Origin of the sequence: Schaalia vaccimaxillae DSM 15804 (genome assembly GCF_000420425.1) — a bacterium.
Taxonomy (GTDB): Bacteria; Actinomycetota; Actinomycetes; order Actinomycetales; family Actinomycetaceae; genus Pauljensenia; species Pauljensenia vaccimaxillae.
The window spans coordinates 583,035-597,171 of sequence record NZ_ATUX01000005.1 but is presented as its reverse complement, the minus strand read 5'-3'; the positions used below and the strand labels follow the sequence as shown (position 1 = coordinate 597,171).

The 14,137-nt window shown below is 57.6% G+C and carries 13 protein-coding genes; 3 read left to right on the top strand and 10 right to left on the bottom strand.

Features of this window, described 5'->3' with window-relative positions; translation table 11 throughout:
- Nucleotides 1-112: 112 nt before the first annotated feature.
- The 6 genes from galE to G439_RS0102840 all read right to left on the bottom strand — a co-directional run bounded on the left by galE (nt 113) and on the right by G439_RS0102840 (nt 6,314).
- Complete coding sequence (gene galE / locus G439_RS0102865; protein WP_022867683.1) at nt 113-1,108, bottom strand: UDP-glucose 4-epimerase GalE; 996 nt, start codon at nt 1,106-1,108, stop codon at nt 113-115.
- Nucleotides 1,109-1,142: 34 nt separating this feature from the next.
- Complete coding sequence (purE, locus tag G439_RS0102860) at nt 1,143-1,694, bottom strand: 5-(carboxyamino)imidazole ribonucleotide mutase (protein ID WP_026459322.1); 552 nt, start codon at nt 1,692-1,694, stop codon at nt 1,143-1,145.
- 91 nt (nt 1,695-1,785) lie between these two features.
- Nucleotides 1,786-2,949: a 5-(carboxyamino)imidazole ribonucleotide synthase gene (locus G439_RS0102855; protein WP_022867681.1), complete on the bottom strand. Its 1,164-nt coding sequence runs from the start codon at nt 2,947-2,949 to the stop codon at nt 1,786-1,788.
- A gap of 85 nt (nt 2,950-3,034) precedes the next feature.
- Nucleotides 3,035-4,360, bottom strand: a complete 1,326-nt coding sequence (locus G439_RS0102850; protein ID WP_026459321.1) for a sensor histidine kinase — start codon at nt 4,358-4,360, stop codon at nt 3,035-3,037.
- A 21-nt stretch (nt 4,361-4,381) separates the two neighbouring features.
- A complete protein-coding gene (locus tag G439_RS0102845) occupies nt 4,382-5,062 on the bottom strand; it encodes a response regulator transcription factor (RefSeq protein ID WP_026459320.1) in 681 nt (226 codons plus the stop codon).
- A 190-nt stretch (nt 5,063-5,252) separates the two neighbouring features.
- Complete coding sequence (locus G439_RS0102840; protein WP_022867678.1) at nt 5,253-6,314, bottom strand: adenylate/guanylate cyclase domain-containing protein; 1,062 nt, start codon at nt 6,312-6,314, stop codon at nt 5,253-5,255.
- A gap of 208 nt (nt 6,315-6,522) precedes the next feature.
- Here G439_RS0102840 and G439_RS0102835 point away from each other — a divergent pair, with 208 nt between their 5' ends.
- Together G439_RS0102835 and dapD are read left to right on the top strand one after the other, a co-directional pair.
- Nucleotides 6,523-7,317, top strand: a complete 795-nt coding sequence (locus G439_RS0102835; RefSeq protein ID WP_026459319.1) for a Maf family protein — start codon at nt 6,523-6,525, stop codon at nt 7,315-7,317.
- Nucleotides 7,318-7,382: 65 nt separating this feature from the next.
- The gene (dapD, locus tag G439_RS0102830; RefSeq protein WP_022867676.1) at nt 7,383-8,351 is read left to right on the top strand and encodes a 2,3,4,5-tetrahydropyridine-2,6-dicarboxylate N-succinyltransferase; all 969 of its coding nucleotides are present in this window, start codon (nt 7,383-7,385) and stop codon (nt 8,349-8,351) included.
- A 453-nt stretch (nt 8,352-8,804) separates the two neighbouring features.
- Here dapD and G439_RS0102825 read toward each other — a convergent pair whose 3' ends face one another.
- From G439_RS0102825 to fdxA, 3 genes are all read right to left on the bottom strand, one after another.
- Nucleotides 8,805-10,118 (bottom strand): citrate synthase, encoded by a 1,314-nt coding sequence (locus G439_RS0102825; RefSeq protein ID WP_022867675.1) that lies wholly within the window; start codon nt 10,116-10,118, stop codon nt 8,805-8,807.
- A 146-nt stretch (nt 10,119-10,264) separates the two neighbouring features.
- Complete coding sequence (gene dapC, locus G439_RS0102820) at nt 10,265-11,413, bottom strand: succinyldiaminopimelate transaminase (protein WP_022867674.1); 1,149 nt, start codon at nt 11,411-11,413, stop codon at nt 10,265-10,267.
- Nucleotides 11,414-11,421: 8 nt separating this feature from the next.
- The gene (gene fdxA, locus G439_RS0102815) at nt 11,422-11,754 is read right to left on the bottom strand and encodes a ferredoxin (protein WP_022867673.1); all 333 of its coding nucleotides are present in this window, start codon (nt 11,752-11,754) and stop codon (nt 11,422-11,424) included.
- Nucleotides 11,755-11,811: 57 nt separating this feature from the next.
- On the opposite strand from fdxA, the gene G439_RS12345 reads away from it, so the two are divergent.
- Complete coding sequence (locus G439_RS12345) at nt 11,812-12,102, top strand: putative acetyltransferase (RefSeq protein WP_165544516.1); 291 nt, start codon at nt 11,812-11,814, stop codon at nt 12,100-12,102.
- On the opposite strand, the gene typA is transcribed toward G439_RS12345, so the two are convergent.
- Complete coding sequence (typA, locus tag G439_RS0102810) at nt 12,059-13,984, bottom strand: translational GTPase TypA (protein ID WP_022867672.1); 1,926 nt, start codon at nt 13,982-13,984, stop codon at nt 12,059-12,061. The genes G439_RS12345 and typA overlap by 44 nt on opposite strands.
- Between the last annotated feature and the right edge of the window lie 153 nt (nt 13,985-14,137).

Here is a 14,137-nt window from a genome sequence, read left to right as displayed (position 1 = left end):
GCGCCAACTTCACGTGAACGTCAGGCGGGGCGAATCCACACTGGGATTCGCCCCGCCTGTCACGTCACAGCGCATCACCTCAACCATGTGATGAATACGCTCAGACAACCTGTTACTGGCCCGGCACAGTGATTTTGCGTGGCCCTGCCTGCCAACCTTCCCACGCAGACTCGATGATTTCATCAACGCCGTTATTGGCTTTCCAGCCCAGATCCACACCGATTGATAGCGTGTCTCCAATGAGTTTGGGGGGATCTCCTGCACGTCGGCCCAAAACCTCCACGGGGAAGTCCCAGCCGATTGCCTTACGCAACCCGTCAACGATCTCTTTGACGGAGGTGCCCAGGCCGGTGCCAACGTTATAGGTGTGATGATCCGGCTGGCGTCCCTGAGCTAAAACGTCGAGTCCTGCAATGTGGGCTTCTGCCAGGTCGAGCACGTGAATGTAATCGCGGATGCAGGTGCCATCCGGAGTGTCATAGTCGTCGCCGAAAATCTTGGCTGACTCGCCTCGTTCGATACGGTCAAGGAGCATGGGGATGAGGTTCATGATCGCCCCGTCAGCCAGGTCAGGCCAACCGGCTCCCGCCACATTGAAGTAGCGCAAGCCGATCCACTTCAGGCCCCAAGCGCGCTCGCAGTCGGCCATCATCCATTCACCGATGAGTTTGGTTTCCCCGTAGGGGTTAATGGGGTGGCACTCGACGTCCTCGGCGACAACCTCAACCGGAGGCATGCCGTACACGGCGGCTGACGAAGAGAAGATCATCTGATCAACACCAGCGTCCTGCATCGCAGAAAGCACGTTGGCCAGGCCACCAATGTTTTGGCGGTAGTACCACATGGGTCGTTCAACAGATTCACCCACCTGCTTGCGCGCGGCAAAATGGATGACCGCGGTGACGTCCTGATCCACCATGGTGTTGGTTAAAACGGTGATGGCCTCATCGCTTGCCACATCTAATTCGACCAGCATGGCATCGCCAATACGGTCCTTGGATCCGGTGGATAGGTCGTCGACGACCACCACTTTCTCACCGCGTTGTTGCAGGAGTCGGACAACATGAGCGCCGATATAACCGGCGCCACCGCAAACAAGAATGCTCATGACGCCAGTCTACGTGAGTGTGCCCGACCGTCTGTCAGCCTTGAGCCACTTTCTGTGCAAGCTGAGCGCCCTTATTCATGGCAACATCACGCAATTCCTGCTGAAAACGTCGCATATCGTCGCGCAACTGTGCGGCTGCCTCGCCCTCGCCTGCGCCCAAAATACGGGCAGCGAGCAGCCCCGCATTGCGAGCACCCGCAATAGATACCGTCGCCACCGGAACACCCGCAGGCATCTGAACGATCGAGTGAAGAGAGTCCACCCCGTCAAGGTGTTTGAGTGGGACGGGTACGCCTATCACAGGAAGTTCAGTCAGGGCTGCCAACATTCCTGGCAAGTGGGCTGCTCCCCCGGCTCCGGCAATAATGACGCGTAATCCTCGCACCGATGCTGAGCGCCCGTAGGCCACCATGTCTTCGGGCATTCGGTGAGCCGAAACAACCCCCACCTCGCAGGCGATACCGAACTCTGCCAGCGCAGCAACGGCTGGTTCCATCGTCGGCCAATCCGAATCCGACCCCATGACGACACCCACTAGCGGTTTTTCACCGGTGGCGGTGAGGCGAACGTCAAGCGGCGTGGTCAAGGACGAGACTTGGGTTTCCTTGGTCATAAGTGTTTCCTCTCCGGTCGGTCCAAATTCAATAGTGACGAGGGCGGCGCAAACCCGATGCCGATTAGCTCAGATGGTCACCACGAAGGGCTGCAACCGCGGCTTCGGCATGAGTACGTGCCAACGCCGGATCTGGGTCTACGACGGTAACGTGGCCGAGCTTGCGGCCAGGGCGAACTTCCTTGCCGTAGAGATGGACTTTCGCTTGGTCTCCGCCATCTTCCCAAGCCCGGGCTAAAGCCCTTGCCGGATCATCTAAAGAAGAACCCAGAAGATTGACCATGACGGCGTGCGTCCCGGGGTTCTTCAGATCTGTTGACCCTAAAGGAAGGTCAAGGACAGCGCGAAGATGCTGTTCAAATTGGCTTGTGACTGCGCCATCAATGGTCCAATGCCCTGTGTTGTGGGGGCGCATCGCCAACTCATTGACGAAGATGCGTTCATCTTCGCCCTGGCCTACAACGAACATCTCAACAGCGAGCACTCCTGTTACACCGAGCTTTTCGGCGATCAATTCGCCAATATCTTGAGCCTTGCGAGTCGTCGCCTCGGTGACGCCCACCGCGGGAGCGGTGACAACCGAGCAAACCGAATTGGCTTGTTCAGTGGTGGCTACCGGCCATGATTTGATCTCACCGGAAGTCCTACGTGCCAGAAGGGCTGCAATCTCGCTGCTGAAAGGGACTTTTTCTTCTGCCAGCAGGGGTCCGTCTTCAAGCCAGGTAGCAACCTTGTCCCCACTATGAGTGACTTTGACTCCATGTCCGTCATACCCGCCAGTTGGAGTCTTGACAATAATCGGCCAACCGACCTCATCGCCAAAGGCCGTGGCCTCGTCGACTGTTGAAACGCGCGCCCAGCGTGGACACGGGACTCCCAAGTCAGTGAGCTTTTGACGCATCGCCAATTTGTCTTGCGCATATAGCAAAGCAGACGCTGGAGGTTCGATCGGCAGTGTCCCATTCAAAGTCGCCAGTAAAGTCTGAGGGATGTGCTCGTGTTCAAAGGTCACAACATCTGCCTCGTGAACCAGAGCGCGCACAGCGGCTTCGTCACCAGCCGCACCCGGACGCGAACCCACAGTCACCAAAGCTGTGGACCCATCCATAGATTCAACGAGGGGCCGCAGTTCAATGCCGAGCGCAATCGCGCTCTCTTGCATCATCCTGGCAAGCTGTCCGCCACCAATAACAGCAACAATCGGGCGATGGGAACGAGAGGTCTCCATGCCTTTAACCTACCGCGCCGCAGTGACACCGGGCGGCCTCGTCCTCGGAATGAATCACGCATCACTCCCGCAGGGCACCCAAACCCTAGAAACGCCGCGAGCGCCGCCCCATCGACACCACCGGCCCCTCGGGCATGACGCGATCGGGATCCAAAGACGCAGGAATCGCAGCCAACGATACCGAGAAGATCGGAGGGTGGTTCTGGGTCAGTTCCAAGCGGCCGCCCATAGTGTTGGTCAGATCCATAGCCAGCGCCAACCCGATTCCTGTTGAACCGTGGCCGGACACTCCCTTGGCGAAAACGTCGGGAGCAATTTCATCGTCGACGCCTTCGCCCTGGTCGCTCACTTCAATAATGACGCCGCGTTTATTGGCGGTCTTGCGTGCATGAACCTGGGTTGTGCCAGCACCGTAGTGCAAGGAGTTTTCAATGAGGGTGGCCAGAACCTGAGCGAGTTTGCCGCTATCGGCCAGGACGGGAATCTCTGCTTCGTCCAAGAAGATTAGTTCACGGTCTTCACGTTCGAATTGAGGTTCCCATTCTTCGCGCTGGACGTTGAAGGCTTCAAGAATGTGAATGGCTTCAGTTTGGCCGCCGCCACGGTTATTCGTATCGAGCAGGTCGCTCACCGCTCCCGTCATGCGTTCGACCTGTTCCAGACAGCTTCTGGCTTCGGCTTGGACTTCGGGTTCAGTGGAGATCATTTCGATCTCTTCGAGCCTCATGGATAGCGCAGTCAATGGTGTGCGCAGTTGGTGGGAGGCGTCGGCAGCAAATTGGCGTTCTGCAGCTAGGCGGCCTGCCATGCGTTCCCCTGTGCGGACAAGTTCTTCTTGCACGAGGTCGATTTCTTCAATGCCGCTGGGTTTAACGCGGGCGCGTACCTGACCCGATCCGATCTGTTCAGCCTGGGCAGCCAGGTAGATCAGCGGCGCAGATAATCTGCGCGCAAGTTTTTCTGCCAGGAACCAACCCAGCAGCATGCAACCAATAATGCCTGCGGCGAAGATGACATTGATAAAAACGATCTCGCGCATAACGTTGTTGGCGCTCACCTCCAGGTAGATGGAGGTACCCGAGGGGGTTGATTCGAGGGCGGCCAACGACGGGCCAGTCACTCTGTTCCCAACCGACACCAAGTCTTGCCCGAGAATTTTGATGCGCGCGTAGTAGCTGGAATAGTCCTCGGCTAGAGGATCGAACCAGGCTTCAACACCCGCAGATGTAAGGGGGAGTTGATCTTGCGATCTGCGTTCAGCGGTTCGCAAAAGCGACACCGCGCGCGATTCGACTCCGTGTTCCTCAATCTTCCACAGAGTGATTGACGAGGCGATTGCCCCGGGAACCCCGATCACCAGTGCGACGATGGTGACCACGGTCAGAATCATCCGAACAGCGCGTTTGCGCATCGTTCACCCCGCGGTTTTCGCTTAGCGTGGGCCGATTTCGAAACGGAAGCCCATTCCCCTCACAGTGGTGATGTAGTGGGGGCTGGTGGCATCGTCTCCGAGTTTGCGTCGCAGCCACGACACATGCATGTCAAGGGTCTTAGTTGATCCAGTAGGGTCAGATCCCCAAACTTCGCGCATCAGAGCGTCGCGTTCGACAACGGACCCGGCTTCGCGGATGAGGACGCGTAGAAGATCAAATTCCTTGGCAGTCAGCTGTAATTCGCGTTCACCAGAAAAAGCGCGGTGTGCTGCAACGTCCACGCGTACATCCTGAGCGACGAGGTCGGAGGTGGAGGCTTCCGTTGCACCCCTGCGAAGTAGCGCACGCACGCGGGCAAGGAGTTCTGCCAGACGGAACGGTTTGGTCACATAGTCATCTGCACCAGCGTCTAGACCCACGACCATGTCGACTTCGTCGGTGCGGGCCGTCAGGATGAGGATCGGTACAGCGCTGCCTGCGCTGCGGATCTCTCGCGCAACGTCAAGCCCGTCCATATCGGGTAGTCCCAAGTCAAGGACAACTAAATCGGCACCGTCGAATTCGGCGAGGGCACCACGTCCTGTTCCGTGGGCTCGAACTTCATAGCCTTCACGTCCGAGCGCCCGTGCGAGGGGCTCGGAGATCGCGGGATCGTCTTCGACGAGGAGAACTGTAGTCACGGGGATCATCTTAGCGAACTATGGCAATTTCTTTCATCTGGCTTGACCTACCGAACACCTGGACACAAAAGTTACCGTCCCATTCGCGTCGATCATCCCATCATCATTGCCGGGTCTTCGTCTGCGCTTTCTTCGCTCAGCCACCCGCGAAGGATCGAATGACAACGGCTTAGAGTTAAACCGACGAAATTTACTCGACGACGCCCAGCAAATACGGAGAGACCGTTCCAAAACCTCTGAGTTCAGCAGGCGGGAAGGCAGTCACTTCGTAGCCGTCGCCTCCCTTTCCTGCAGCGATGGAAGCGGCTGTGGTTGGGTCGGTGAGAATCTTGCCAACTGGCGCCACGTCCACCAGGCGCGCAGCAAGATTGACGGTGGGGCCGAAAACATCTCCCGAACGGGAGAACACATCACCGCGGACAAAGGAGGCCCGTACCGGCAAAATCTGGTCATCGGCGTTGAGATGTTCGATAAGAGAAGTGGCCACGCGCAAGCCTGTTGCCAGGTCGTCGGCGATGTATAGAACCGCGTCCCCGATCATTTTGACGACGCGCCCGCCGGCCTCGGTAATCGCATTCCTGGATTCTTCCTCAAAGCGTTCGATGAGGCCCACCAGCGCATCCCCCAGAATCGTCGACGATGAAGTAAAAGACACCATGTCAACGAAACCGAGCGACCTATTAAGAGGGAATCGTGCTTTCGGGTTCTCAGCACCACGTTGGGCTACTTCTTTGTCGAGGCGACTCAGGAGCGATTCCATCTGACGCTGCCACGAATGAGCAAACATCCTTTGGAACACCTCGATGTGGTCGCGCATGTGGTCAAGAACGTAGAGCCTCGCGGTCGTGTCGTCCAGTTCAAGTCTGCGCACAGCGTCTTCAACCAGGGCCTCAAATTGCCAAAGGCTCAGCCGATCGGCCAGGTGCGCATTAGCCCGAAGCAGCGATCGACTAGTCGCTGTGTCGATAGCTCCCGAAAGAACAAGGGTGTTCCAGTCATTGAGCACTTCGAGGTCGCGTTCGGTAAAGGCAACGGCATCAGGATCTTGGACGGGGAATCCCAGAGCTGTCCAAAAGCGCATGACCCTAGCGACATCGATCTGGGACTTTTGCGCGAGGTCATGCGCCGAGTAAATGAAGTCTCCGCCGAGCAGGCAGGTGGAGTAGCTAGCGACCGTAAGGTCGTCAGGCGAGGGTCGCTGCGAATTCGGTTCTGCCACAGCCGAGTTCGACTGGGCGTCGTGGCGACCCATCACCTCTCCTTCCGCGGGCCCGAGACTGGGCATTGTGCTACCTTGTCTCTCATAGGGGCTTTTTTGATGCTGCCTTGAGATCGAGATTCTCAAGAAAAGCAATGACTTACTTAGAATAGTAGCCTGGATCACTTTTCGCCAACCGAAATGGCGAGGACCTGCACAGACTCCAATGCGTGGGTGCACATTTTCCGCAACAATGGGCACCATGCGCCTAGTGCTCGCCTCCAAGTCCCCCGCCCGCCGCTCCACTTTAATCAGCGCCGGCATTGACCCCATCGTCTTGGTTTCCGATGTCGACGAGGATGCCGTCCTCGCCAATCTGCCCTTCGGCCGAGCTTTTAGCGGAGGCAAGACAACGCCAGCAATGGAAGTGACTGCTTTGGCGCAAGCAAAATGCGATGCAGTCACCAACATGATCATTCAAGGCTCCCCCGAGCTTGACCAAGTCCTGCCAAAAAACGAAGAGCTGTTTGTTATCGGGTGCGACTCCATGCTTGAACTCGAGGCGAAGATGCTCGGGAAACCGCATTCGCCAGCCGTTGCTGTTCAGCGCATCCGCGACATGCGAGGCAAAATCGCAACGCTATGGACGGGCCACGCCGCTGCCCTCGTATCTACCGACTCTACGAACAGCCAGTCCGACACCTCTGCTACCAAGGAGGTCGGCCTCGACGCCCCAACTAACGGTGATGCCACGACTCGCAAACCGACCAGAAGACTGCTTGCTCAAACCTGCGCAGACGCCGCCACGCGCGTCCACTTCGGCTCAATGAGCGACGAAGAAATCGACGCCTACGTCGCCACCGGAGAACCCCTGCACGTCGCAGGCTCTTTCACCATCGACGCCCTGGGTGGCCCCTTCATTGAAGGGGTCGAGGGCGACCACCACAGCGTTGTCGGAATTTCCTTGCCGCTGGTACGCAAGATGGCCCAGGATCTGGGAGTTTTCTGGCCCGATCTTTGGAGGCCACAACTGAAGGCCAAACAAGAAGCACGCTGACGATATTTAGCGCCGAAAGATGGATCGGCGCTGCCGCAAACCCGCCAGGCATTTAAGGTGTTGACATGGACATGACCAAGGCTTGGGGCATTGGCCTCGCAACCGTGACGAATGACGGACGTACTCTTGACGTCTGGTTCCCCCGCCCCCACCTCGGCGAAATGACAGCCGGGGACGACGCTGACCTCTTAGAACAGCTGTCGAAGATGGAACGCCAAGACGACGCCCGCGGCGTTCACACGCAGGTGGTGACGGCAACATCCGACCTCCTCGATCAGCCCAACTCAACCGCAGGCACCTATCTGCGGTTGCATCTACTCTCGCACCGTTTGGTCAAGCCCAACACCATTAATCTTGATGGCATTTTTTCGCGCCTACCCAATGTGGTGTGGACGTCAGAAGGCCCGTGTGCCGTTGAGGACTTCGAAGACACGCGTCTGCGCATGAGGGCCGCCTTGGGGCGCCCTGTCACTGTAAAGGGCGTCGACAAGTTCCCTCCAATGGTCAACTATGTCGTGCCCAAGGGCGTGCGCGTTGCCGACGGCGCCAAAGTTCGCCTGGGTGCATATCTGGGAGAAGGCACAACCGTCATGCATGCGGGTGTCGTGAACTTTAACGCCGGAACGCTTGGCCGATCAATGGTCGAAGGGCGTATCGCTCAGGGAGTGGTTGTTGGCGATGGTTCCGACATTGGCGGCGGTGCATCGACAATGGGCTCACTCACAGGAAGCGCAGGACAGCGGGTCTCGATCGGTGAGCGCTGCCTGCTAGGCGCATCCTCGGGTCTGGGGATCCCCCTGGGCGACGACTGTGTGATCGAGGCTGGTCTGTACCTCACGGCGCACGCACGTGTGGCCATTTTGGAATCCGGAGGTGTGGTGCCCGGATCTAACGGATTGTTCCAAGAACCCAGAACGGTAGCGGCGCACACTCTGGCTGGCGCATCCAATGTGTTATTCAGGCGCAATTCGCAGTCCGGGCGAATCGAAGCTCTGGGACGCGGGGGCAAACCCATTCAATTAGCGAACCAGTAAGGTCAGGCACGCGCGCCACAAAAGTCACCGAGAGATATTGTCCGCGTTCAGCGGCGTTTTCCGTTGACTTTTCCTTACGTACTTCACTTTATCCACAGGGGTTATCAACAGTCGTCGGGCACAGTTTGAACCAATGTCCACCGCGAGCACTCCACCACTAGCAACTCTCAAAAACAATTGCAACTCTGCAGGTCACAGCGATTTCTTTGAAATTGAGATCACATGGCGCTGAGGACGCTTGAGCCAACTTGTGGATAGTTTTCCACAGGTATCCACAGGCTAAGTGGCGGATTTGCAACCACAAGGAAACCGAACCCGAACCACCCTGTGCATCTAGCCCCGAGCAGGCCGACACCAGGAGCCGGACGCTCTGCACCCAACTCAGTTGGGACTAAAGGCCTGCCTTCAATCCACTCAATAAATGACGCCAGTCAGATTCTCAGAAAAGAACCGTCAGCGCTGCGCCATGCGCACATAGTCACGTTCAACCTCGCCGACATACACCTGGCGAGGACGACCAATCTTCGTAGCCGGATCCTGTGTCATCTCAACATACTGAGCAATCCACCCAGGCAAGCGTCCCAAGGCAAAAAGCGGAGTAAAGAGTTTCGTCGAAAAACCCATTGCCGAATAAATGAGGCCTGTGTAGAAGTCCACATTCGGGTAGAGCTTGCGTTCCTTGAAGTAGTCGTCGCTCAGCGCAATTTCTTCGAGCTCCATTGCAATGTCAAGAAGTTCGTCACGCTTACCCAAGCGGGATAGAACATCATGTGCAGTCTCTTTGACGATGGCGGCGCGAGGATCGTAATTCTTGTAAACGCGATGTCCAAAGCCCATCAGCCTGATGCCTTCGACTTTGGCCTTGACCTTGTCGACATAAGCCTGAACGGGCTCACCGGTATCGCGGATCTGATGAAGCATGCGCAGCACGGCCTCGTTTGCACCACCATGCAACGGACCAGCCAATGCACCCACGCCAGAAGCCACCGAAGCGTAGAGGTTGGCCTGAGACGAACCAACCAAACGCACGGTAGACGTTGAACAGTTCTGCTCGTGGTCAGCATGCAAAATGAGCAGCATATCGAGAGCGCGGATCAGCGCAGGATCAATGTCATAGGCCTGATACGGCATGCCAAACGTCATGCGCAAGAAATCTTCGGTGTACCCGGTTTGAGCATCCGGGTAGGTCAAGGGAAGACCTGCAGCTCGCTTAGCGATGTACGCGATCATTGTTGGCATTTTTGCCAGCAGCAAAATAAGCGCCTTATTGAGCTGCTCAGGATCACGCGGATCCAAAGTGCCTTCGTAATAGGTTGCCATACCGGCAACCCCAGCCTGCAAAATAGCCATCGGATGCCCCGCATGAGGGAAGGAAGTGAAGAATGACAAGAAGTTTTCATGCAACAGGCGCTGCGCATTAATGTCATGCTCGAACTCGGCAAAGTCAGAGGCCGACGGTAATTCACCGTAGATCAGCAGGTAGGCGACTTCCAGGAAAGAAGCATTCTTTGCAAGCTGTTCAATGGGATAACCCCGGTAGCGCAAGATGCCCGCGTCACCGTCGATATAGGTAATTGATGATTTGCACGAAGCCGTGTTGGTGAACCCCGGGTCGAGGGTGACGATGCCACCATCTGCAAGCAACCGACTGACCCCAAAACCGTCGCTGCCAACACTGGCTTGCGCTCGAGGCAGCGCGATCTCCTGGTCATCGATGCGCAAAACTGCGTCAGGGCGCGTGGCTTCGGTGATCTGGGGATTGGTCATATCAGTGATGTCCTTGCTCTTACGGGTATCAACCCAAGGATTGACCTGGATAGGACAATCACTTGGCATCGCCTTGACCTACTGTAGTGAGCGCACGCCCAACGCGCACTCCGTGTTCGCAATGCGCGGCCTCGCACCGGGCAAGACTAGCTGTTGTTTGCCCACTCAACGCGAATCCGACTGGCGGCGGCTTCAACGCGTTCATCCGAGGCCGTCAACGCCACACGCACCCGCCCACGAGCAGCATCTCCGTAGAAGTCGCCGGGAGCAACCAAGATGCCAATCGATGCGAAGCGCTCCACCAGCGCCCAAGAATCTTCAGGATTACCTTCATCTTGTAGCCACAGGTACAGGCCAGCAACGGAATCAGGATCGTTGACCAAAGCCGTACCTTCGATGGCGTCAAGAAGCATTTGACGTCGCCTCTCATATACGGTGCGCTGGGCTTGAGCGTGGTCGTTATCAGTCAAAGCCACCGCCATCGTGTGTTGAACAGGACCTGGCACCATCAGACCCGAATGTTTGCGAATCTCGACAGCGCTCGCCACTAGGTTGGGATCGCCATACATTAGGGCCGCTCGATATCCCGCCATGTTCGACTGCTTGGACAAGGAGTACAAGACAAGAAGACCCGATGGATCCCCGTCGCATACACGCTCATCGAGCAAAGAGGGCACGCCCTCGCTGGCCCAGGGTTCCTCCCACGCTAAAGCCGCGTAGCATTCGTCGCTGACAACAACAGCTTGACGCTCCCTGGCCCAAGCCACGACAGCTCGCAATTGATCCACCGACATGACATGCCCATCGGGGTTTCCCGGAGAATTAAGGAAAACGAGGGCGGCATCTGGCCACACCTGAGGAGTTGTCGGATCCACAGTAATGGGCGTAGCTCCAGCCAGCCGGGCGGCAATGTCGTACGTCGGGTAAGCAACATTGGGAACTAGAATCGTGTCACCGCGGCCCACCCCGAGCATCATTGGCAACCACGCGACGGCCTCTTTTGAGCCGATCGTGGGGATGACTCCGCCGTCACCAACCTCGACCATGCCCCGAGACCTACCCCAATTCCGGATTGCTTGGCGTACCTGGGCTGTGCCCACAACGGTCGGATAACCGGGAGAGTCTGATTGCTCGGCTAGTGCCTCACGAATAAAAGTCGGCGTTGGATCAACCGGAGTGCCCACCGAAAGGTCACAGATGCCATCTGGATGCGAGGCCGCGAGAGCTTTCGCCGGCAGCAACGTATCCCACGGGAAATCAGGTAGGGCCAAGATACGGGGCAGACCTGCGCTCATGGTTGTCGTCAACCTTCCCAGTCTTCATTTTGCGGAGGCAGGGCGGCGACCATCTCGTCATCAAAGTCCAAGACCCCGGTCTTTTGGGCGCCTCCTGGGGACCCCAGGTCCTTGAAGAAGTCGACGTTCGCTCGATAGTAGTCCGACCATTCCGAGGGCAGATCATCCTCGTAGAAGATCGCTTCTGTCGGACACACGGGCTCGCAAGCACCACAGTCCACGCACTCTTCGGGATGGATATACAGGCTTCGTGCGCCCTCGTAAATGCAGTCCACTGGGCACTCGTCCACGCATGCACGGTCCTTCACATCCACGCAGGGCTGCGCAATGACGTAGGTCATGGCTTCTCCTCATCACCGATGGTTTGAGATTCGTCGTCTGCCTCTATTATCGCCCTCATGACCCAAGATGCTCACCACGAGACCTCCACCGGCGAGGCGAAACACCCCTCCCCACTACCGTGGATGCAGTGGCGCGTTGGCGAGCGGGTCGTCTTGCGGTATCGCCTCGCCGATGGATTACACGACGCTCTCGGCCAAGTTGTCGAAGTCGCGACTGGGCATGTGACGATCGAAACACGTCGCGGCGTGGTGCGAGTTGACGCTGAAACGATGGTGACGGGTAAACGAGTTCCCGAGGCACCTCTCAGTCGTTCTTCTGGGCGCGACGTTCGCGGGCCGCGACCTTGAAGCGTTCCTGAGCATCCAGAATCACCTTGCGCACGCGAACAGCCTCGGGGGTGACCTCAACGCATTCGTCATTGGCCGCAAACTCAAGCGACTCTTCAAGGGTGAGCTTGCGCGACGGCGTGAGGGACTCGTACACGTCGGCTGTGGCTGAGCGAGTGTTCGTCTGCTTCTTTTCGCGGCAGATATTGACGTCCATATCTTCCCCGCGCGGATTTTCACCCACGACCTGACCTTCGTAAACCTCGGACGAAGGTTCAACGATGAAGGAGCCACGCTCTTGCAGGTTCGTCATGGCGTAGGGGGTTGCCTGGCCTGCACGGTCTGCCACCAGCGAACCTGTTTGACGCTGCTCGATGGCGCCCTGCCAGGGAGCGTAGCCATCAGAAATTGACGAGGCGATACCGGTGCCTCGCGTCTCGGTCAAGAATCGGGTGCGGAAACCGATTGTTCCACGGGAAGGAACAACGAACTCAAGGCGAATCCAGCCCGAACCGTGGTTCGACATGGTTTCCATGCGGCCCTTGCGAGCAGCCATCAGTTGTGTAACAGCGCCGAGATATTCTTCCGGAATATCAATGGTCATGCGTTCCATTGGTTCGTGACGCTTACCGTCGATTTCCTTGGTGACAACCTGCGGCTTGCCGACCGTCAGTTCGAAACCTTCGCGGCGCATCTGCTCGACGAGGATCGCCAAAGCTAGCTCGCCGCGGCCTTGAACCTCCCACGCATCAGGGCGTTCGGTGGGCAACACCTTGAGGGACACATTGCCTACCAGTTCACGGTCGAGGCGGTCTTTGACTTGGCGAGCCGTAACCTTCGCACCTTTGACGCGGCCAGCCATGGGTGATGTATTAATGCCGATCGTCATTGAGATTGCTGGGTCGTCAACCTTAATGAGAGGCAAGGGACGCGGATCGTTGAGGTCGACCAAGGATTCGCCAATCATGATGTCCTCAATGCCAGCGATGGCAACAATGTCGCCAGGCCCTGCCATTGGTGCCGAAACTCGCTCCAGGCCTTCGGTGCGCAAGAGCTCAGTGATATGGACACGTTTGGTGGTCCCGTCATGACGTGCAAGACCAACGTCGGCCCCCTTCGTCAAGGTTCCGTTGTGGACGCGCAGCAAGGCTAAGCGTCCAAGGAAAGGCGACGCGTCCAAGTTGGTCACATGCGCCTGTAGTGGCGCTCCTTCCTCGAATGAGGGGCCGGGAATGCGACTGAGGATGGTCTCAAACAGAGGTTCTAGATCTTCGGTGGGCAAAATGCCGTTGCCTGGGTTTTCTAAAGAGGACACGCCCGCCTTGGCGGAGGCATAGACAACCGGGACGTCAAGAAGGGAATCGACATCAACGTCTACGCCGTCATTCATTAGGTCTTCGCCCAAGGACAGCAGCAGATCGGTCGTCTCGGATACGACCTCTTCAATTCGCGAGTCGGGTCGGTCGACCTTATTGACGACAACTACAACGGGAAGTTCAGCTTGCAAAGCCTTACGCAAGACGAAGCGAGTTTGAGGTAGCGGCCCTTCGGAAGCGTCAACCATAAGGACGACGCCGTCAACCATGGACAGGCCTCGCTCGACCTCTCCGCCAAAGTCAGCGTGGCCGGGGGTGTCGATGACGTTGATGGTGACGCCCTCGTTCAGGCCCATTTTTTGGGCGGCGGGACCGCTGTAGTGAATCGCGGTGTTCTTGGCGAGGATTGTGATGCCCTTTTCGCGCTCCAAGTCTCCCGAGTCCATGACGCGTTCACCGGTTTTCTCGACGGTATCGCGTTCTGAAAATGCACCCGATTGCCAAAGCATTGCGTCGACGAGCGTGGTCTTGCCGTGATCGACGTGGGCGACGATAGCGACATTGCGCAGATCTGAACGCGTGGACATGTGGGTACTCCTTGAAATGGACGACGCCGGCCAGTCGCTCCGCTGGACAGGGGACTCAGGCGGCACACGGGATTCGGTTCGCCCCGCGCAGGCGCGCCCTCCAGAATATCGGCTCCCAAAGGTGCTGAGCCGGGACGAGGCTGCGACATGCAA

Bases quoted from the DNA above. Each gene is read 5' to 3' on its own strand.
- G439_RS12345 (WP_165544516.1), top strand. From the start codon at position 11,812: ATGACCCAAGATGCTCACCACGAGACCTCCACCGGCGAGGCGAAACAC.
- galE (WP_022867683.1), bottom strand. From the start codon at position 1,108: ATGAGCATTCTTGTTTGCGGTGGCGCCGGTTATATCGGCGCTCATGTT.
- fdxA (WP_022867673.1), bottom strand. From the start codon at position 11,754: ATGACCTACGTCATTGCGCAGCCCTGCGTGGATGTGAAGGACCGTGCA.
- dapD (WP_022867676.1), top strand. From the start codon at position 7,383: ATGGACATGACCAAGGCTTGGGGCATTGGCCTCGCAACCGTGACGAAT.
- G439_RS0102850 (WP_026459321.1), bottom strand. From the start codon at position 4,360: ATGCGCAAACGCGCTGTTCGGATGATTCTGACCGTGGTCACCATCGTC.
- dapC (WP_022867674.1), bottom strand. From the start codon at position 11,413: ATGAGCGCAGGTCTGCCCCGTATCTTGGCCCTACCTGATTTCCCGTGG.
- G439_RS0102855 (WP_022867681.1), bottom strand. From the start codon at position 2,949: ATGGAGACCTCTCGTTCCCATCGCCCGATTGTTGCTGTTATTGGTGGC.
- typA (WP_022867672.1), bottom strand. From the start codon at position 13,984: ATGTCCACGCGTTCAGATCTGCGCAATGTCGCTATCGTCGCCCACGTC.
- G439_RS0102840 (WP_022867678.1), bottom strand. From the start codon at position 6,314: ATGGGTCGCCACGACGCCCAGTCGAACTCGGCTGTGGCAGAACCGAAT.
- G439_RS0102835 (WP_026459319.1), top strand. From the start codon at position 6,523: ATGCGCCTAGTGCTCGCCTCCAAGTCCCCCGCCCGCCGCTCCACTTTA.
- G439_RS0102825 (WP_022867675.1), bottom strand. From the start codon at position 10,118: ATGACCAATCCCCAGATCACCGAAGCCACGCGCCCTGACGCAGTTTTG.